Source organism: Streptococcus peroris ATCC 700780, from assembly GCF_000187585.1.
GTDB lineage: Bacteria > Bacillota > Bacilli > Lactobacillales > Streptococcaceae > Streptococcus > Streptococcus peroris.
Genome location: NZ_GL732463.1, coordinates 1,316,314 through 1,338,368 on the forward strand (window position 1 = coordinate 1,316,314; position 22,055 = coordinate 1,338,368).

14 protein-coding genes are annotated in these 22,055 nt (G+C 39.5%); 13 read left to right on the forward strand and 1 reads right to left on the reverse strand.

The annotated features are described in order from the left end of the window. Position 1 precedes the first annotated feature (1 nt). From HMPREF9180_RS08415 to dltD, 7 genes are all read left to right on the forward strand, one after another. On the forward strand, positions 2-844 hold the full coding sequence (locus tag HMPREF9180_RS08415) for an amino acid ABC transporter substrate-binding protein (RefSeq protein WP_006146106.1): 843 nt from the start codon (positions 2-4) through the stop codon (positions 842-844). Positions 845-996: 152 nt separating this feature from the next. After that, complete coding sequence (locus HMPREF9180_RS08420; RefSeq protein WP_006146107.1) at positions 997-1,851, forward strand: MetQ/NlpA family ABC transporter substrate-binding protein; 855 nt, start codon at positions 997-999, stop codon at positions 1,849-1,851. A gap of 121 nt (positions 1,852-1,972) precedes the next feature. After that, positions 1,973-3,346, forward strand: a complete 1,374-nt coding sequence (locus HMPREF9180_RS08425; protein ID WP_006146108.1) for a M20 family metallopeptidase — start codon at positions 1,973-1,975, stop codon at positions 3,344-3,346. After that, positions 3,339-4,400, forward strand: coding sequence for a methionine ABC transporter ATP-binding protein (locus HMPREF9180_RS08430; RefSeq protein ID WP_006146109.1), 1,062 nt, complete (start codon positions 3,339-3,341; stop codon positions 4,398-4,400). The genes HMPREF9180_RS08425 and HMPREF9180_RS08430 overlap by 8 nt, the downstream gene beginning before the upstream one ends. Position 4,401: 1 nt before the next feature. Further along, the gene (locus tag HMPREF9180_RS08435) at positions 4,402-5,094 is read left to right on the forward strand and encodes a methionine ABC transporter permease (protein WP_006146110.1); all 693 of its coding nucleotides are present in this window, start codon (positions 4,402-4,404) and stop codon (positions 5,092-5,094) included. A 161-nt stretch (positions 5,095-5,255) separates the two neighbouring features. After that, complete coding sequence (dltB, locus tag HMPREF9180_RS08440) at positions 5,256-6,410, forward strand: D-alanyl-lipoteichoic acid biosynthesis protein DltB (RefSeq protein ID WP_006146111.1); 1,155 nt, start codon at positions 5,256-5,258, stop codon at positions 6,408-6,410. Positions 6,411-6,447: 37 nt separating this feature from the next. Beyond that, positions 6,448-7,620, forward strand: coding sequence for a D-alanyl-lipoteichoic acid biosynthesis protein DltD (gene dltD, locus HMPREF9180_RS08445; protein WP_006146112.1), 1,173 nt, complete (start codon positions 6,448-6,450; stop codon positions 7,618-7,620). A 173-nt stretch (positions 7,621-7,793) separates the two neighbouring features. Here the strand turns inward: dltD and HMPREF9180_RS08450 are convergent, their stop codons facing one another. Further along, positions 7,794-8,363 (reverse strand): MptD family putative ECF transporter S component, encoded by a 570-nt coding sequence (locus HMPREF9180_RS08450; RefSeq protein ID WP_006146113.1) that lies wholly within the window; start codon positions 8,361-8,363, stop codon positions 7,794-7,796. 131 nt (positions 8,364-8,494) lie between these two features. On the opposite strand from HMPREF9180_RS08450, the gene HMPREF9180_RS08455 reads away from it, so the two are divergent. The 6 genes from HMPREF9180_RS08455 to HMPREF9180_RS08480 all read left to right on the forward strand — a co-directional run bounded on the left by HMPREF9180_RS08455 (position 8,495) and on the right by HMPREF9180_RS08480 (position 21,918). After that, complete coding sequence (locus HMPREF9180_RS08455; RefSeq protein WP_006146114.1) at positions 8,495-9,337, forward strand: Rgg/GadR/MutR family transcriptional regulator; 843 nt, start codon at positions 8,495-8,497, stop codon at positions 9,335-9,337. Between the two features lie 192 nt (positions 9,338-9,529). Beyond that, complete coding sequence (locus HMPREF9180_RS08460; protein ID WP_006146115.1) at positions 9,530-10,777, forward strand: MFS transporter; 1,248 nt, start codon at positions 9,530-9,532, stop codon at positions 10,775-10,777. 78 nt (positions 10,778-10,855) lie between these two features. Beyond that, positions 10,856-12,136, forward strand: coding sequence for a histidine--tRNA ligase (hisS, locus tag HMPREF9180_RS08465; protein ID WP_006146116.1), 1,281 nt, complete (start codon positions 10,856-10,858; stop codon positions 12,134-12,136). Positions 12,137-12,402: 266 nt separating this feature from the next. Continuing rightward, entirely contained in the window at positions 12,403-18,003 is a 5,601-nt protein-coding gene (locus HMPREF9180_RS08470) for a G5 domain-containing protein (RefSeq protein WP_006146117.1), read from the forward strand. Between the two features lie 136 nt (positions 18,004-18,139). Beyond that, entirely contained in the window at positions 18,140-19,828 is a 1,689-nt protein-coding gene (locus tag HMPREF9180_RS08475; protein ID WP_006146118.1) for an Ig-like domain-containing protein, read from the forward strand. Positions 19,829-20,028: 200 nt separating this feature from the next. Continuing rightward, entirely contained in the window at positions 20,029-21,918 is a 1,890-nt protein-coding gene (locus tag HMPREF9180_RS08480) for an Ig-like domain-containing protein (RefSeq protein ID WP_006146119.1), read from the forward strand. The last annotated feature ends 137 nt before the right edge of the window (positions 21,919-22,055 follow it).

A 22,055-nucleotide genomic window follows, 5' to 3' on the forward strand; every position in this document is an offset into this window, starting at 1 on the left:
CATGAAAAAAATCGTTAAGTATTCATCACTTGCTGCCCTAGGGCTTGTTGCCGCAGGTGTGTTAGCAGCTTGTTCAGGTGGTGAGAAGAAAGATGCAGCATCTGGAGAAGCATCATCAGGTAAAAAAGAAATTATCGTAGCAACCAACGCATCACCAAAACCATTTAACTATGAAGAAAACGGTGAGTTGACTGGTTACGAAATCGAAGTTGTTCGTGCTATCTTTAAAGATTCTGACAAATATGATGTCAAGTTTGAAAAAACAGAATGGTCAGGTGTCTTTGCGGGTCTTGACGCGGATCGTTACCAAATGGCAGTGAATAACATCAGCTATACCAAAGAACGCGCAGAAAAATATCTTTATGCAGCACCAACCGCTAAAAACCCAAACGTTCTCGTAGTTAAAAAAGATGACAACAGCATTAAGTCACTTGATGATATCGGTGGAAAATCTACTGAAGTCGTACAAGGAACAACATCAGCTAAACAGTTAGAAGACTATAACAAACAACACGCAGACAAGCCAACGGTTCTGAACTACACCAAGGCTGATTTCCAACAAATCATGTCTCGCTTGAGTGACGGCCAATTTGACTACAAGATTTTTGACAAGATCGGTGTAGAGACAGTTATCAAAAATCAAGGCTTGGATAACTTGAAAGTCATCGATCTTCCAAGTGACCAACAGCCTTACGTTTACCCACTTCTTGCCAAAGGTCAAGATGAGTTGAAATCATTTGTAGACAAACGCATCCAAGAACTCTACAAAGACGGCACACTTGAAAAATTATCTCAACAGTTCTTTGGTGGTTCTTACCTACCAGCAGAAGCTGATATTAAATAAGCTTGTAAGTCATCCATTCTCTGGTAGGTGGATGATTTTACAGTTTTTAGGCATATAGTTTCAAACTATAGGTCTGCTTATTTAATAACAATTTGCGAAATCAAATAAAGTGTGAGATACTATCACCATATTATTTTTAAGGAGAACAAATCATGAAAATTAAAAAATGGTTAGGCGTAGCAGCTATCGCTACAGTCGCAGGCTTGACTCTTGCAGCTTGCGGGAATTCAGACAAGAAAGCAGACAATGCAACAACTGTCAAAATCGCAACAGTAAACCGTAGTGGTTCTGAAGAAGCACGTTGGGACAAAGTCCAAGAATTGGTTAAAAAAGACGGAATCAAATTGGAATTTACTGAGTTTACAGACTACTCACAACCAAACAAGGCAACTGCTGATGGTGAAGTAGACTTGAACGCTTTCCAACACTATAACTTCTTGAACAACTGGAACAAAGAAAACGGTAAAGATCTTGTAGCGATTGCAGATACTTATATCTCACCAATCCGCCTTTACTCAGGTAAAAACGGAGAAGAAAACAAGTACACTAAAGTGGAAGAAATCCCAAATAACGGTGAAATCGCTATTCCAAACGATGCAACTAACGAAAGTCGTGCCCTTTACCTTCTTCAATCAGCTGGTTTGATTAAATTGGATGTTTCAGGTACTGAACTTGCTACTGTCGCAAATGTCAAAGAAAATCCTAAGAACTTGAAAATCACTGAATTGGATGCTAGCCAAACAGCTCGTGCCTTGACATCAGTTGATGCCGCTGTTGTTAACAACACTTTTGTTACAGAAGCAAAATTGGACTACAAGAAAGCACTCTTTAAAGAGCAAGCTGACGAAAACTCAAAACAATGGTACAACATTATCGTTGCGAAAAAAGATTGGGAATCATCACCTAAAGCTGATGCCATCAAGAAAATTATCGCAGCTTACCATACTGACGAAGTGAAAAAAGTCATCGAAGAAACTTCAGACGGCTTGGATCAACCAGTTTGGTAATAAACACAGGGAGGTGGGAGAGATATTTTCCACCTCTTGCTTTTGTATAGAGCCTAAAGCAAATGAACTCCACTTGTATTGATTCTAAAGGTACAAGTCCTAGTAGAAAGGTAGAGAGAAAATGATTTTCCCTAGTCAAGAAGAACAAATTGAAAAGTTTGAAAAAGATCATGTAGCGCAACATTACTTTGAAGTTTTGCGTACCTTGATTTCTAAAAAATCAGTCTTTGCCCAACAAGTCGGCCTGAAAGAGGTGGCTCGTTATCTAGGCGAAATTTTTAAACGTGTAGGGGCGGAAGTCGAGATTGACGAGAGCTATACAGCACCCTTTGTCATGGCACATTTCAAAAGTTCACGACCAGATGCCAAGACTATCATTTTCTACAACCACTATGACACAGTACCTGCGGACGGCGACCAAGTCTGGACAGAGGATCCATTTACGCTTTCTGTGCGTGATGGCATCATGTATGGACGCGGGGTTGATGATGACAAGGGACATATTACTGCTCGCTTGAGTGCCCTTAGAAAATATATGCAGCATCACGATGACCTGCCTGTCAATATCAGCTTTATTATGGAAGGGGCAGAGGAGTCTGCTTCGACAGATTTGGATAAGTATTTGGAAAAACATGCGGATAAGCTCCGCGGCGCAGATTTATTGGTTTGGGAGCAAGGAACCAAAAATGCTTTGGAACAACTAGAAATTTCTGGCGGGAACAAAGGAATTGTAACCTTTGATGCCAAGATTAAGAGTGCGGATGTGGACATTCATTCTAGTTATGGTGGTGTTGTGGAGTCGGCCGCATGGTATCTCATTCGAGCTTTGACTAGTTTGCGAGCTGAAGATGGACGTATTTTAGTCGAAGGTCTGTACGATGATGTACAGGAACCTAATGAACGCGAGCTGGCCTTGGTTGAGACCTACGCTCAACGCAACCCAGAGGAAATCAGCCAGATTTATGGCTTGGAATTGCCACTTTTACAAGAGGAACGTACAGCCTTTCTAAAACGTTTCTTCTTTGAACCAGCCCTCAATATCGAGGGTATCCAGTCAGGTTATCAAGGTCAAGGGGTTAAAACGATTTTACCGGCAGAAGCTAGCGCTAAGCTAGAAGTTCGTTTGGTTCCTGGCTTAGATCCACGCGATGTTTTGGAAAAGATTCAGAAACAACTAGACAAAAATGGTTTTGATAAGGTAGAATTAAATTATACCTTGGGTGAAATCAGTTATCGGAGCGACATGAGTGCACCATCTATTCTCAACGTCATTGAACTGGCTAAGAAATTCTATCCGCAAGGCGTGTCAGTTTTGCCAACTACAGCTGGTACAGGACCAATGCATACGGTATTTGATGCCTTGGAAGTGCCTATGGTTGCCTTCGGTCTAGGAAATGCCAATAGCCGAGACCATGGTGGAGATGAAAATGTGCGAATCGCCGATTATTATACCCATATTGAATTAGTAGAGGAGCTGATTAGAAGCTATGAGTAGAGATATTATCAAGTTAGATCAGATTGATGTAATCTTTCACCAAAAGAAAAAGACCATCACAGCGGTCAAGGATGTGACCATTCATATCAAAGAAGGGGACATCTACGGAATCGTAGGATATTCTGGAGCAGGGAAATCAACCCTGGTGCGTGTTATTAATCTTTTACAAAAACCATCTGCAGGTAGAATTACCATTGATGATGATGTGATTTTCGATGGTAAAGAAACCTTAACTGCCGGGCAATTACGTCGTAAGCGTCAAGATATTGGGATGATTTTCCAACACTTTAACCTTATGAGTCAAAAAACGGCCGAGGAAAATGTAGCCTTTGCCCTTAAACACTCTGGACTTAGTGAGAAAGATAAGAAGGCTAAAGTAGCTGAGTTATTAGACTTGGTCGGATTGGCTGACCGTGCTGAAAACTATCCTTCACAACTTTCTGGTGGACAAAAACAGCGTGTAGCCATTGCGCGTGCCTTGGCAAATGATCCAAAAATTTTGATTTCAGATGAGTCGACTTCAGCTCTTGACCCTAAGACGACGAAACAAATCTTGTCACTCTTGCAAGAATTGAACCGTAAACTAGGCTTGACCATTGTCTTGATTACGCATGAGATGCAGATTGTCAAAGATATTGCTAATCGTGTAGCAGTCATGCAGGATGGCCGCTTGATTGAAGAAGGTAGCGTTCTTGAAATCTTCTCAGATCCTAAGCAACCATTAACTCAGGACTTTATCTCAACAGCGACAGGTATCGATGAAGCTTTGGTTAAAATTGAGAAGCAAGAAATTGTAGAACACTTATCTGAAAACAGCATTTTGGTACAACTCAAGTATGCAGGGGCCTCTACAGATGAGCCACTTTTGAATGAATTGTACAAGGACTATCAAGTAACAGCCAATATTCTCTATGGGAACATTGAAATTTTGGATGAAACTCCTGTGGGTGAGTTAGTTGTTGTTTTATCAGGCGAGAAAGCCTCTCTGGGAGCAGCACAAGAAGCAATTAGACAGGCTGGGGTACAGTTGAAAGTATTGAAGGGAGGACAGTAAGATGGCAGAGTTGATTCAAACGTACTTACCAAACGTCTACAAGATGGGCTGGTTAGGCCAAGCGGGCTGGGGGACAGCTATTTACTTAACGCTTTATATGACAGTTCTTTCCTTTATCATTGGAGGATTCCTAGGACTAGTTGCAGGACTTTTCCTCGTCTTAACTGGACCGGGTGGCGTCTTAGAAGATAAATTAGTCTTTTGGGTTTTGGATAAGATTACCTCAATCTTTCGTGCAGTGCCCTTTATCATTCTCTTAGCGGTATTGTCACCTTTCTCTCATCTAATCGTAGGGACAAGTATCGGTCCAAATGCAGCTATCGTACCCCTATCTTTTGCAGTCTTTGCCTTCTTTGCCCGTCAGGTGCAAGTGGTTTTATCAGAGCTTGATGGAGGTGTCATCGAGGCAGCTCAAGCCAGCGGAGCTACTTTCTGGGATATCGTAGGTGTTTACCTATCAGAAGGACTTCCAGACTTGATCCGTGTGACAACTGTGACCTTGATTTCACTTGTTGGTGAAACAGCAATGGCCGGTGCGGTCGGAGCCGGTGGTATCGGTAACGTAGCGATTGCTTATGGATTTAACCGTTTCAATCATGATGTGACAGTCCTTGCCACACTTGTGATTATCTTGATTATCTTCACCATCCAGTTCTTAGGAGACTTCTTGACAAAAAAATTAAGTCATAAATAAAAAAGAGCGACATGGCTCTTTTTTTATAAATTCTCCTTGGTTTTTATCTATAATAAACTTAAAATTCAGGAATATGATATAATGAAATAGAATATCTCTATACGCCTGAAATAGTAAGCTATCTTGAGAGAATTATGAAATGACAAAGGAGTTCAGCCAGTATGAATTATTTTGAGGGGAATGAGTTTTTCCTTCTATTATCTGTGGTCTTACTGCTTGGTTTTATCTTAAACTTTTTTGGCAAGCGTAAGGATTATTATATTTTAACCCTGTCTATTTTGTTCGCAGGAGTCATCTATGGTAAAAGCAAATCCATGGTGGTTTATCTACTGGCTTTCATCATCTACCAATATATCCTAGTTTTCATGGCACAAAGAATGGATTCAAAACGGTTGAAACCTCTAGTTATGTTATCCATTTTACCTTTAGTGGTCAATAAAGTCTTTGCTATAACACAGCTACATTTGTTGGCTTTTATTGGGATTTCCTACATGTCATTTAAGACCATTCAGATCATGCTAGAAATATTGGATGGTTTAATCAAAGAAAAAATCAGTGTAAAAGATTATCTGCAGTTTTTACTCTTCTTCCCTACAGTTAGCTCGGGCCCAATCGATCGTAGCAGAAGATTTCTAAAAGAGATCAACGAAGTCATGCCTAGAAAAGATTACCTAGAGCTAGCAGGAAGTGGTATTTATCGTATTGTTTTAGGCCTTCTCTACAAGGTGGTTTTATCAACTTATGTTTACCAGATACTATTTGCTCTAAGCAATACTGGCACAGTCATTTATTCAATTAAATATATGTACCTGTATACCCTTTATCTGTTCTTTGACTTTGCGGGTTACAGTTTAATGGCTGTTGGGAGCAGTAATATTTTGGGTATTCAGACACCGATGAATTTCAATAAACCTTTCTTGAGTATTGATATCAAGGATTTCTGGACTAGATGGCACATCACCTTGTCAACCTGGTTGAGAGATTTTGTGTTTTCAAGAGTTTTGATGCAGGTTATCAGAAAAAAATGGTTTAAGAATAGATTGCACAATGCAGCCTATGCCTATATGGTCAATATGTTGGTTATGGGATTCTGGCATGGTGTTAGTGTTAGCTATATCGCTTACGGTTTTTACCATGGGATTCTGATGTCTGGATTTGAAATTTATCAAAAGAAAAGCACTTTTTATAAGAAATATAAAAATAAAACTTGGTACAAATTAATGAGTTGGTTTGTGACCATAAATTTGGTTATGATTGGTTTCTTCATATTTTCAGGTGAACCTTATAAGATAATTATAGCAATTTTAAGTAGATAAAGAGATCTGCTTAAACAAGGAGATTGGACAAAACAGGATGATTAAGTTAAAAGCATTTTTACTATCGCTTGTGCTCGTAATTGCGACGCTTGCCCTTTTGAATGTGACATATGTCAAGAAGATTGACGACTATTATAAAGTCAAGGACAATAGTATTCGCTACAGCACTTCTTATGAAAAGTATAAAAGTAGAGATATTCTAATAAATAATATCACTCCCAATACACTAGTTCTAATGGGTTCCTCAGAGTTAGTTGCGACGATAAATGAAGATTACCATCCCAATAAAATTTTTAACTACAATGATTTTAACATTATGCAGATAGGAACCAGTTACTCTCAAAATATCATTCAAGCTACAACCTTGAGCTCGATTGAGGGGGCTATGAGTAAGCGAAAAGTAGCTATCGTAGAGTCTGTTCAATGGTTCGAAAAGGATGGGACTCATCAAGACGCCTTCTTAAACAAGGCCTCTCAGGAACATATTTTTCATATGCTAGATAACGAGAAAATCAGTAAGGAAACCAAAGAAAAACTGATTAATCGCATTATTGAGATTACCAAAGGAAACAAACAACAAAATGATATCTATAAAAAGTATAAAAGCTATTTCATAGAAGGAAAAGGAACAATCATTGATAAAAAACTGTTGGAGCTTGACAATGCCGTTTATTCCTTTAAGCTTAAACGAAAATTCTATGAAAATCATGCCAAATCAGACTATCCTGCACTAGGAGATAAAACGCCGGATTATGATTGGGAGGAGATGACGAAGAAGTTTGTAGAAGAAGTTAAAAAGAAAACAGATAACAATGATTATGCTGTGGATAATAACTACTACAATACCTACTTGAGAGACCGCTATGCTTCGCTGAAAGATTCTAACAAAGACTTGAGCTACATAGAGTCACCAGAGTATTCAGATATGGAACTCTTCTTGACAGTTGCTAAGGAATTGGGAATTGAAGTTGAAGTCATTATCTTTCCTGTAAATGGTAAATGGAATGATTACACAGGTGTTTCACGAGAAATGCGTGAAGAAACTTACAAAAAAATAGAAAATATTGCCAAAAACCACGGTGCTACGGTGTTAAACTATGGAAATAAAGAGTATGAAGATTACTTTTTATTTGACGTGATGCACGTTGGGGTGAAAGGATGGATGGAAGTTGAAAAAGAACTTTACAAATTTGCAAACGAGACTAACTGACACACAACGTTTACTATTGTGGACCTTGTTTTTCTACACAGCCATTTTAAGCATCGTGATTTATTCTCTTATCACAGATTTTTCAAATATTCAAGAGTTTATTTATAGTGAATTTTAAATATTTCATTAAAAGCCCCGTCTCTGATATTTATCTGAGACAAGGGGCTTTTGTGTTACTGTCTATGTTCCAATTTCTTACTCAGCGCTTGTCCAATAAGGGCACCAAGTAGAGCACCGATGAGGACACTTGTTACAAAGAGAAGGATGGTGCTAGGGTTAGGTGCAACCATGATGCGGTTGATATAGTCCTGAGATTTTCCGCGAGCTACTAGAGTAGCCATATAGGCTTGAGGAGCCAACCACATAAGTAGGATGGGACCAGTAGTGCCAAAGGCAAAAACTAGGAAGGAAAGTAGATTCTTGACCCTATCCTTGTAATGTCCTAAGTTTGCGATGCCATCTGCCACAAGTCCACAGATGATTCCTGGCAGAAAGGCTCCAGCACCATGCTTGCTCCCGAGGAAAAAGAGAGAGATAACAAGTCCAATCGTAGTAACCGCTCCAAAACGAGGAACCTTTGCTAAAAGGATCATATAGACGCTACCACCTACTAGGGCTGCAAAGGCTGGTGCGTAAAACATATTTCCAGTGTGGTCGACAAGATTTCCTAGTAGAACCCCCACTCCGATACAGATAAAGTAGACAAGAGAGGCTACAAGGGTTGTCAAGATATTCTTTTTCATAAGTTCTCCTTTGTATATCTGATGGTTTTCATTTTATCATGCTTGTGGGAGATTGTAAATGCTGGTTTGGAACTAGTATTTATTAGGAAATGTGGTAAAATAGGAAAAAATAAAAGACGAGTGGTGAGAGGATGAAGAATTTAGGAAAAGTTTTTAAAGAGCTACGGGAATCTAGAAAAATCTCCTTGAGAAAAGCAACGGGGGATGATTTTTCAGCATCCTTATTATCACGTTTTGAAAATGGTAAAAGTGAAATATCTGCTCAAAAGTTGTTTGTTGCTTTAGAGAATATCCATGCTAACGTAGAAGAACTCTTATTTTTGGCGAGAGGTTTTCATCAGGATGCCTATTCTGAATTTAGAAACAGAATCTTTGAGGCTATCGACCCTCAAGATTTGACATCCTTGCGCACTCTCTACCAGAGAGAATATCAACAACTTCCTTTTTCAAAGGATAGACAGCAACACATTCTCAATGCGATTTTAATAAAATCCTATATGAAAACCATTGATGAGACAGTTACGTTGACCTCTGATGAAGAAAGAGTCCTACATGATTATCTATTTTCTGTCGAAATTTGGGGACACTATGAACTGTTGTTCTTTTCTTCCTGTTCTCCTCTTTTATCGGTCCAGCTTTTCACAAAGTATACTCGAGAAATGTTGCGGAAGTCAGATTTCTTGCAAGGAGTTGGGAAAAATCGAAATATGATGCACACCTTTCTCCTCAACGCTTTTATGGCCTGTATTGAAGTTGATGATTTTACCAATGCCCTTTATTTCAAAAAACAAATTGAAAAGAACTTCTTTGAAGAAAATGAAACCTATTTTCGAATAGTCTACCTATGGGCAGAAGGTTTGCTTGATAGTAAGCAAGGAAGAGCAGAAGAAGGGCAGAGAAAAATGGAGGACGCTGTCCGTATCTTTGAGATGATCGGTTGTAGCAAATCTGCAGATTATTATAGAAACTCATAGAATGTTGAATATCTGCAACTAGATAAATTAAATTGAAACGATAGGACTGTGAAGATACTTATTAGTAGTAGAAAATTCTAGCGTTTTCGTTATCAATTTAGTTTGTTGCATATATTCAAAAAAGTATTCACGAGGGATTCTTGATGCTATACTAGAGCTACCATAAAGGTAGTATGTGGGAGAGAAATCTATATGAAATTATTACTAAGAAATCAAGCTTATCGAATCTTGACTTTATCACGATTTTTCAATGCTTTTGGAGCTTCCATTTTTAATTTAGTGTTTGTGGTCTACGCTTCGACCTTACCACAGGCCTCGTCTGCGGTTGCCGTAGCGAATGTTGTGATGATGCTTCCAACTCTTTTTACAGTTTTTGTGGGAATTCGGGCTGATTACACGAGGGACAAGGTCAAATGGATGACCTATGTCGGTTTATTTCAGGCGATTTTATTTTTTCTAGCAGCCCTAGTTGTTCGGCAAGCTAGTTTCTTTGCCTTTTCGACCCTTTGCCTCATCAATGTCATTAGTGATGTAGCCAGTGATTTTGCTGGTGGCTTGCGAATGCCTCTCGTTAAAGAAAAAGTAGCAGAGCCAGATCTGATGGAGGCCTATTCCTTTTCGCAGTTTATTACCTACATCTCTGCGATTGGCGGCCAAGCTTTTGGAGTTTGGCTATTAGGGGTGTCAACACAGAATTTTTCGCTCGTAGCTGGAATCAATGCTATATTTTTCCTAGTGTCAGCTCTCATTCTCTTTTTAGGAAGGGATGAATTAAGCTTATCAACTCCACTTGCGGATAGTAAATCACTGAAAAATGAGAAGCTTTCGATCAAAGATCAGTTTTTAACGATTTACCGAAACCTACGTCTCGTTTTTCTTAACAGTGGACAGAAAAACTTTGGTTTTATGCTCTTTGCTATCTTGCTTATCAATGCTTTGGGTGGTGCCTTAGGTGGTATCTATAACATCTTCCTTTTAAATCATTCCTTACTGGATTTTTCCTACAAGGATGCCTTGTTTATCTTACAATTGATTACCTTATTAGCAGTTATCATCAGTAGCCTTACTGGCAATGATTATTTTGGGAAGCAATCTCTGCCTAGATTGATGATGTGGGTTACATTAGGAGCCAGTCTAGTTGGTCTATCTAATTTGTTAAACCAAGTTTTGCTCGGTATGCTTTTCGTCTTTTTTACCATGTATGTTTCTGGGAAAATTTCTCCAAAAATTAGTGCTCTGCTCATGAAAAACCTTGCTCCAGAGGTTCTCTCTCGTACTAGTAATTTTTTAGGTTTGTTGTTTACTCTATCCATACCAGTGGGGACGGCCTGTTTTTCACTGGTGGCAGTATGGAATATGCAGTTGACTTGGATACTTTTTGTAGGTCTTTCTTTGTTAGCTATTCTTCTGACAAGTCTCAATCTCAAAAATAATCTTTAAATCCATGTTTTCTTCACACTGTCCCAATCCCTTCATTTATGGTAAAATAGGACTATTAAGTTATAAAGAGGATTCTCTATGAAATTACAAAAACCAAAAGGAACGCAGGATATTTTACCTGCTGAGTCTGCCAAATGGCAGTACGTTGAAGGATTTGCGCGTGAAATTTTCAAACGCTACAACTATGCAGAAGTGCGCACCCCTATTTTCGAACATTACGAGGTCATCAGTCGTTCGGTTGGAGACACAACCGATATCGTAACCAAGGAAATGTATGATTTCTATGACAAGGGTGACCGCCATATTACCCTTCGTCCAGAAGGAACTGCTCCAGTCGTTCGTTCTTATGTGGAAAATAAACTCTTTGCACCAGAAGTTCAAAAACCAAGTAAGTTCTACTACATGGGCCCAATGTTCCGCTATGAGCGCCCACAAGCAGGCCGTTTACGCCAATTCCACCAGATTGGTGTGGAGTGCTTTGGCTCTAGCAATCCAGCTACCGATGTAGAAACCATCGCTATGGCAGCCCACTTCTTGAAAGCAATCGGTATTCAAGGCGTCAAACTACATCTCAACACTCTTGGAAATCCTGAGAGCCGTGCTGCCTACCGTCAGGCCTTGATTGACTATTTGACACCGCTCAAGGAGACCTTGTCTAAGGATAGCCAACGTCGTTTGGAGGAAAACCCTCTTCGTGTCTTGGACTCTAAGGAAAAAGAAGACAAGGCAGCAGTGGAGAATGCACCATCTATCTTGGATTACCTCGATGAAGAAAGCCAAGCTCACTTTGATGCTGTTCGTCAGATGCTGGAAAATCTCGGAGTAGACTACATCATCGATAGCAACATGGTACGTGGACTGGACTACTACAACCATACGATTTTTGAGTTTATCACAGAAATCGAAGGCAATGAATTGACAGTCTGTGCAGGAGGTCGTTACGATGGCTTGGTTGCCTACTTTGGTGGTCCTGAGACTGCTGGCTTTGGTTTTGGACTTGGTGTGGAACGTCTCCTTTTGGTCCTTGAAAAGCAAGGCGTGGTACTACCTATCGAAAACGCCCTCGACGTTTACATTGCTGTCCTTGGTGAAGGAGCAAATATCAAGGCTTTAGAGTTGGTGCAAGCTCTTCGCCAACAAGGCTTCAAAGCAGAACGTGATTACCTCAACCGCAAACTCAAAGCCCAGTTCAAGTCAGCTGACGTCTTTGCGGCTAAGACTCTCATCACCCTCGGAGAAAGTGAAGTTGAGAGTGGACAAGTGACAGTCAAGAACAATCAAACTCGAGAAGAAGTTCAAGTGTCACTCGAAGCAATTATCCAAGATTTCTCAGAAGTCTTTGAAAAATTAGGATTTTGATTATAGAATTTAGGCCAGGGAATCATTCCTGGCCTTTTTGAATGAAAGCATCAAAAAGACGAGAAGTATAGAAAAATACTTTGTCAGAAAAGAATTAGTTAGAGAAATAAAAATTTTGGTTAAAATTTATTGACTTTAAGCCTCTGTCCCTGTATTATTGTATAGTATAAAATAAATATTTTGCGCCCTAAAATAGCAAAGCAAGAATATTTATGCATTTTTATAATTGTAGATGATATGATAATTTAAAGGAGAGTTTGGAGGGAATGAATATTAGGAAATCAACAAAATATTCACTGTTGACAATTGGGATTTTAACCACTTTCCAATTAGGTCAAGTGCATGTTAAAGCTGATACAACTGATTTCTCAAATAACACAGTTGTTCAAAATCAGGATGAAAAAGCAACTTCATTAAATAAGATCACAAATCAAAAGAGTGAAGCCACTGCTAATGATAAGAAGGGGCCGGTTGCTGATGAGGGGAAGTCAGCATCTTTAACACCAGCAGATTCTACCTCTACAACGGAAGTGGCAGAAAAGGAAGCAGACAAGTCTCCTGCTGAGAAGGAAGTTGCTGAAGAAAAATCAGTAGCAGAACAACCAAAAGCGGAACAACCTGTCCAAGAGCAACCAACAACTGAGCAACCAACAACTGAACAACCAACAACTGAACAGCCTAAGGTAGAACAACCAGCGGCTGAGACAACACCTGAAGAAGAGCTGAAAAAGTTGTCAGAGACACCTCAAGAGGGGGTAACGACTCCTAAAGATGAATCAGCAGCTCCTAGAGCTCGTCGTAGAAGAGCTGTAGCTAGCAATATAAAAGTCTATGAAGATGCAACCTACGGCAAGTATGTAAAAGCTACGGACTTCGGACTAGATACAACTGGTAAGGTTGAAGCAAGTGATGCTCTTCAAAAAGCTCTGAAAGCAGCCAATGAGGTTGAGGGTGGAGCTGCCGTAATGGTTTCAGGGAATGTCCTCTTGAAGAAAACCTTGGTGATCGATGAGAACTATAGTAATGTAAAAGGTTTGATTGGTAGCGGTCCAAGCCGTAACAATACAAAAATCTTGTTTGATAAAAAACAAGATGGTGAACATGATCCGGAAACAAATCTGACGGATAATCGTTATGAATCAGCGATTCTCATTCAAAATAAGAACAACTTTACTGTTGGACGTTTGACTGTCGAGCACGCCTATGATTCATCAGACTACACAAAAGACAATGAATTTTACCGCAAAGGCAAGTCTTATTTTGGTCGTTCAAACGGGATCTACGTAAATGATTCTTCACATGTTACGATCAATGACGTTCGTGCTATGAAATTCAACAGAGCCGGTGTCTTCTTTGGTTCAAGTAAGGCGACAGCTCAAGAGTATGATGCTAGCGGTAGACCAATCCGTTACAGCAGTATCTCTGAGAAGGTTTCAAATGAAGTCAAGTCTATCGGAGATCCAGATGTTCCTATCATGGACGGTAACAAGGTAACCAACTCTTTCCTTCATAACAACCGTGTTGCTGGTGTTATGTTCGGTTACCAACGTAATTTTCTTGTAGAAAATAACATCTTGTCATACAACGGTCATGTGTTGGACGGTGGTACTGGATATGGTGCTGCCTCAATGGCAGGGTCTTATAACGATGGCATTACCTATACTGGAAACTATACAAACTACAACTACCGTAAAGGCTTGGATATTCACGACGGGAATAAGATTCTCATCGAAAATAACGTTTCACTCGGGGACCGTTTGAATGGTATTGAGGTTTATAACCGTGCCAATCCGATGACAGATGTCATTATTCGTAACAACAAGGTAACACAAGATCCAAACTCTAAGTTGGAAAACGACGATGATGATCCAGCTCGTTACCGTGGTTACACAGCCATCTCTATCCTGACAAATGAGAAAAACCATAAATGGACAAAACCCCTTGAAAAAGGTCGTTATGAAATATCAAATAATACGATTGACGGTTTAACAAAACCATTTGAAAATGGACAACCGGGGACTTTTGGTATTCTCTTTAGAAATAATGAGGCTTCAAATAATTACAGTCTAAACATCGAAGGAAATAGCATCACTGGTGATTCAACAGACTATATCATCTCTGTCAACAACAATACTGCTCAAGCATCTAGAGGTGTTGAAGGTGGAGGATCAGGTGACATTACTATTGCAAGAAATCAGGTTGAAGTAGATGATATCAAACAGTTACCGATTTACATCAACGATGATACAACCTATATAGCGAGTGTCCTTGACCCTGCTACTGGAAAACGTGTAAACAAGGTTACAAAAGTACCATTTACAAAGACCAGAGGAAGTATAAACATTGATAACAATGAGTTGACCGTATCGAAAATCAAGTCTAGATGGAAAAACGCGGTTGCGATTGAAAGTACAAATGCAGAATCTATAGGTGTCAATAGTAATACTTTTAAATATAAAGACAATGAACCATGGCAACGTTACGATGTCACTCGAAAAACAGACGGAGCAGTTATCAAAGATTTGATGCAAGCCTTCTTTGGGATTAACCGTCTAAACGACACTGTTAAAGTAACAGCTACAGACAATAAATTCATCGCCGACACACCAAACAAGAACGGTTTCTTTAGACTATACAATGGTGATTGGGTGAACTTAAATGCCAAGAGTAATAGTGTCTTCCTTGGACGTAACACTCTGGATGGTAAGCCGTTAGCTCCAGTAGATATCGTTGGTGATAAAACGGTTGAAACACTTCGTACAACAACAACGACAGAGTATATCATCGAAATTCGTGAGACAGATGAACTTCCTATCGGATTCAAAGAAACTGTACAAAAAGGTGTACCTGGTAAGAAAGTTAATGTTTACAAGATTACCAAAGTTGGTGATACAATTGTAGGTCGTCAGATTGAATCTGAGGAAGTAATTCAAGAGCCTACGAGAGAAATCGTCTTGATTGGTACAGCTACAGAAACCTTTGAAACTGTTACTGAGAAAGAAACTGTTGCATACGAAACAGAGATCAGAAGGGACCCAACAAAACCAAAGACTTATCAATTTGAAAATCAAGCTGGTAAGAATGGTTCTGTTGAAAAGACTTATCAAATCAGAAAACTGAATGGTAAGGAAGCCGGTAAGACTTTGACGTCTGAAACGGTGATTGACCAACCAGTCAAACGCATTATCACAGTTGGTAGTGCAGTAGAAAAAGTTGAATACACTACTGAGGTTAAGGATGTTGACTTTGAAACTGTCATCGAATACGACTACACGAAACCAAAAGGCTACGAAGAGGTCCGTCAAGAAGGTGAAAAAGGTCGCATTGAAAGTCAATATAAACTTACCTACCTCAATGACAAACTCGTTGATCGTACCTTGGTCAATGAAAACACCCTCAAAGAGAAGAAGAACAAGATCATTGTTAAAGGCCTAGGTGTGGTTGTATCGATCAGATCCGTAGTTGTTGTTGAAGAAAAAGACTTCAACAAAGTTATCGAAAAGGATGAGACCCAACCAGAAGGCTACAGCAAGATTACTCAAGTCGGATCTCCTGGTACCATCACAACAACTTATGAAGTGACCTATGAGGACGATGTCGAAGTTTCTCGTAAGGAAATCTCAAAAGTTGAGAATCCAAAAGCTGTTGACGAAATCACAGTAATCGGTACTTCTAAGATGACAGAACGTACATTGGATGAACAGGTTGACGTTCCATTCAAGACGATTTATGTCTCAGACAATACACTTCCAGCAGGAGAAAGTGTTGTCGATGAAGAAGGAACTCCAGGTCAAATGATCCGTACCTTCTTGGTAAGCTATCGAAATGGTAAAGAAATCGGTCGTACTATCGTTTCGGAACACAAGGTTACAGATGCTGTCAATCGTGTCGTCCGTGTCGGTAATTCAACACCTATTGTTGAGACAACGGAACTTGTAGAAGAAACAGAAGTAATTGACTACAACACTGTTGAGAAATTTACAGACCAACTTCCTGCAGGAACAACTAAGATTATTCAGCCTGGCAAGAAGGGGCAGAGAACAAATCGCTATTCTGTAACGAAAGTAAATGGAGAAGAAACATCTCGTACGTTTGTAGAGTCTAACATGACAACAGAGCCAGTGGATGAGATTATCCAAGTCGGAACTCGTGTCAAAGAGATTAGAGAAGCTAGCGAAACAAGTCCAATTCCATTTACCGTTAAGGTTCGTAAAGACACCACAAAGCCAATCGGTTATCGAGTGACTGAAGTAGAAGGTCAAGATGGAGAAAAGTCAGATCTTTATCAAGTAACCTACATCAATGGTACCGAGACAAAACGTGAACATCTCAAGACAACAGTCGTAAGAGAAGCTATTGACAAGGTGATTGTTGAAGGAACTGGCGTAGAAAGAACTCTCTTAGAGATTCAAGAAGATAAGATCGCCAGCATAACCGAACATCGCAATGATGACACTCTTCCAGAAGGCGAAACGCGGATTATCCAAGTTGGTGAAGAAGGTCTCCTTCGTAAGACAATCGAAAAACGATACTTCAATGATGAATTACGGTCTACAAGATTGGTAGAAAGTAAGCTTGTCACAGAAGCTACCCCAACGATTATCTTAGTCGGTACAAAACACGTGCCAACGATCAAGGTAGAGCAACATACTCAAATTGAGAATATTGCCTATAAGACCCAAAAGATCGAAGATCCTGACCTACCAAAAGGAGAGACCAAGGTAGTGCAAGTAGGCCAAAATGGGATCGTAGAAAAAGTTTACCAACTGACCTACACAGACGGAGTCTTGACGAAGACAGACTTGATCAGCAGTAAGGAAGTTCAACAAGTCCAAGACGAGATTATCCATATCGGTACGCAAGTCACTGAAACTAAGGAAATCAACACAACAAGTCCAATTCCATACAATGTTATTATTCGTAAGGACAAGACCAAGCCAGTTGGATACAGTCTTGTTGAAGTAGAGGGGAAAGAAGGAACTCAAACAGACTACTATCAAATAACTTACGTCAATGGTAAGGAAACCAAGCGTGAACATCTCAGAACTGTGAACACAACGCAACCTGTCGATAAGGTAGTTGTTGAGGGATCTGGTATTGAGCATACAGTCTTTGAGATTCAAGAGGAGCGAATCACAAGTCCGATTGAGTATCGTAACGATGGTACTTTGCCAAAAGGTGAAACGAAGCTTGTCCAAGAAGGCCAAGATGGTCTAATCCATAAGACAATCGAGAAGGAATTCTTCAATGACGAAGAACGTTCATCAAAACTAGTTGAAAGTAAAGTTGTCAGAGAGGCAGTCCCAACCATTATATTAGTAGGAACAAAACGAATTCCAACTATCACAACAGAAGAAATCTTCCAAGTAGAAGAGGTAGACTTTGAGAAACAAACAGTTGAAAATGCATCATTAGCTAAAGGAACTACAAGGCTACTCCAAAAAGGGAAGCCAGGCAAACGTCAAGATGTCTATCGCCTGACTCTAGAGGACGGCGTTGTCATCAAGAAAGAGTTGATTCGCTCAGAAGTGCTTGAGAAACCCCAAACTGAGATTGTAGAAATTGGAACACTCGTTCAAAAACCCCAGCTTCAAATCCCTACGGGCCAAGTGCCGGTTAGAAAATCAGAACAAAGACCATCAACACAAGCGGACAAGACGACCCCAATGATTCCATCACCTAAGCAGCTAGAAGAAAATCCGTTAGTGGTTACAACACAAAAGCCTCAGAAAACTGCTATTCAAGGAAATCAAGATAAGATGTTGCCAGAAACGGGAGAACAGTCACCTTGGTGGGTAAGTCTGCTTGGAAGCTTGATCTTGTTCTTAACATTTGTAGGCCTTATAGATAAAAAAGATGACTATTGAAGCCGGTTTTTATCGAAAAAATAGAAAAATAACGAAATATTTTAAGAAAAATGCAAGAAAATGTACAAAAGGCTTGTCAATGGCTAAAAAAAATGATATGATACGTCTGATTAATTTTAAAAAAGGAGATTATGTGATGAAGAAATCACAGCTTAGCGTAACGCGTATTTTAGCGTTTGTAAGTATTTTGGTTCTTTCATTGGCAACGCTTACGACAGTATTTGCTACTGATGTTACCAACTATACTTTGAAAACAGAAGTCAAGGTTGATGGTAAACCATTAACTGCAGATACTAAGATCACGACGGGTCGTGTCTTAGAAGCAACAAATTCACTGACTTTCCCAGACTCACAAAACATCAATGCTGGGGATACACTGACTTTGGATCTTCCAAAAGAATTGGAATTAGTTACTAAACTTGAATTTCCAATCCTTCACAGTAGTGGTCAAGTGGTTGGAAATGCTGTAACTGATCCAGCTACAGGAAAAGTTAAAATTACTTTCACTGACTACTTTTCTAAAAATCCCCAAAACAAAGTCATGTCTTTGAAATACTCAGTTCGTCCGAACGCAACAAATTTGAAAGAATCTGGTAAGTACACATTTAAGTTTGGTGAAGAAACTTACCATGTAACCTATGAGCAATACGTAGGTACTCCAGGCGACTATGAGTATAAATATGGTTACCAAGACAAAGAAAACCCTAAACGTATCAAGTGGCGTATTCTTTTGAACGCTGTTCAAGATCAGTTGAACGGTTTAGTTATCACAGATGACTTCAGCGATCACGGTCAAGTTCTTGTAGAAGGTTCATTGCGTGCGGTTCGTTATGCAACTCAACCAAACAAAATCCAAAATGAAAATGAATTGTTCAAGTTGACTCCAACTGACAACTTCACTAAGAAAGCAGTGTTTGCAAGAAATGCGGCAGGTCAAATCACAGGATTCACATTCAACTTTGGTGACAACTACAAGTGGCCAATGTGGATTGAGTACACAACTGAACTGACAACTGACCTTCCAGCAAAGACTAAAGTAGCCAACACCTTGAAGTGGAAAGCCACTAATTTCCCTGAGGAACGTTCAATTACTAAGCTGACTCGTTTAGAAACTGGTTCAGGTTCAGGTGAAGGTGATAAAACATCTACAACTACAACGACGACTACAACAACCACAACAACCACCACTACAACAACGACAACGGCAGCCCCAACCACAACAACAACGACAACGGTAGCTCCAACGACAACTACAACCACAACTGAGGCTCCAACTACAACAGTAACAGAAGCTCCAACTACAACAGTAACAGAAGCTCCAACTACAACAGTAACAGAAGCTCCAACTACAACAGTAACAGAAGCTCCAACTACAACAGTAACAGAAGCTCCAACTACAACAGTAACAGAAGCTCCAACTACAACAGTAACTGAGGCTCCAACTACAACAGTAACAGAAGCTCCAACTACAACAGTAACAGAAGCTCCAACTACAACAGTAACTGAGGCTCCAACTACAACAGTAACTGAGGCTCCAACAACCACAGTAACTGAAGCTCCAACTACAACAGTAACAGAAGCTCCAACTACAACAGTAACTGAGGCTCCAACAACAACAGTAACTGAGACTCCAACTACAACAGTAACTAAGGCTTCAACTACAACGACTGTAGCGCCAGGTACAACAAGTACAACTTCAACAACTACAGAAGACAAACCAGGTCTTCCATTCACTGGTGAAGCTACTGGAGCAGCCTTAGTATTTGCAGGTGTGGTTATCTTGTCAGGTACTATTGTAATCAAACGCAAAGTTTCTAATAAATAATCGATAGAGATGATACTTAAAGAGAGGGATTCCCCTCTCTTTTTATTATTTTAAACAATCGGTAAGCTCCAAACACAGCCAGCAGTTTAATACTGTCAAAATTAAAAATATTTGATAATTCTTATATTATTGCTATACTATTTTAAAAAATTAGTGATATAATAAGGTTAAATAGAAAAAGGTTAAAAAGGGGTAGAAAGATGAAAAAGAAAAAATTAGGCATTTTTTCAATCATGCTTTTCGTGTTGACCACGATTCTCGCACTAAGCTTAACTAGAACTGCTGCAGAAACACCATCGGTCACAGTTAGTGGTAAATTCGTTGATACCATTAATAATATTAATGTTACCAGTGAGAACGGAGGTAATATTGAAGACGGCGTTGGAAAATGGCAGAATTTTAGAATTAATGCAAACTATGATTTAGCTGGGAAAAATGTAAAGGCAGGAGATACGACAGATATTTCTATTTCCGACCCTCTAATCATTTCTTCACAAAGTTTTGAGATTCGTGACACTCAAACTAATCAAATTATTGCACATGCAACAGTTGATAAGGATAATAAAAAGATTTCATTAACATATACTGATTATGTTGAAAATCATTCTGACACAAATGGTTCTTTTTACTTCTACGCTCAAGTAGATTATAAAAAACATCCAGAAGCTGGAGAAGTTCCGGTTCAAGTAACGGTTAACAACAAAACAACTGTTGTAGGGAAAGTGACATTTAAAGGGATTGGAAATTCAGAACCTAAATTGTTCGTTAAAATAAGTGATGTTCAGAAAGACCCAACATTAATTAAATATGCAATTTCTGTCAATCAAAACAAACAAAATATTAAAGAAGTTACGGTAGAAGATCATTTACAATTTACGAATGCAGAATACGTAAAAGGTACTATTCGCGTATATAAGGGAACCTTCTCTGATACTGACGGTTCATGGCAATTAAATGATACAGTAGATGTGACAGATCAACATACGGTAACGGTTAGTGATGACGGTCAGTCTTTCACTGTTAACCTTGGAGATGTTACTGAAGCAGATCAATACCAAATTTTATATGACGTTCGCTTAAAATATACACCTGCCGATGGAGAAGTTTTAAAGAATGAGGCGACACTAAAAGGTAAAGGTGTTGTTATTAAACAAGCTGTTAACGCAGCAGCCATTCAAATTGCTGGTGGCTCAGGAGTAGGTTATGTATTTACGCTTCATATCCATAAAGTGAATGATGAAAATCAACCTCTTGCTGGAGCAAAATTCAAGGTGGTTCGTCAAGCCAATAATCAAGTGATTGGTGAATATGTAACGGATGCTAATGGTGATATTACTGTGAATGCCTTGTTAAAAGATAAATATATCTTAACTGAGTTACAAGCACCAGCAGGTTATACGATTACTGTAGCAGATACTGAGGTAAATGCTGAAGATTTTAGCGGAACTGATCACTCGGCTACAAAAACAATCGTCAATCCAAAAGAACAACCAACGACGACAACCACAACCACCACAACGACAACCACAACAACAACTACAACGACAGAAGCTCCGACAACCACAACAACAACGACGGAAGCTCCAACGACAACCACAACAACAACGGAAGCTCCAACGACCACTACAACAACGACAACTGAGGCTCCAACGACAACTACAACAACAACGGAAGCTCCGACAACAACGACCACAACGACGGAAGCTCCAACGACAACTACAACAACAACGGAAGCTCCAACGACAACTACAACAACAACGGAAGCTCCAACGACAACTACAACAACAACGGAAGCTCCAACAACCACAGTAACTGAGGCTCCAACAACGACTACAACGACAACAGAGGCTCCGACAACGACTACAACGACAACAGAAGCCCCAACTACAACCACCACAACAACGACCACAACTGAAGGTCCAGGTTCAACCACTACAAGTACTACAGAAACACCAGAAGAATCCACCACCACAACAGAAGACAAACCAGGTCTTCCATTCACTGGTGAAGCTACTGGAGTAGCGCTAGTATTTGCAGGTTTGGTTATCTTGGCTGGTACTATTGTAGTCAAACGTAAAATTTCTAAATAATATTAGATAAGATCTTTTAGAAAGGAGAGAGCCTTGCTCTCCCCTTTTTGAAATATAAAAATGACGAAGTATTTAGATGTAGTCTATAATGATTATTTTTGAATATAGGGAAGTAAGTTGAAATCAGGAGAGAAATA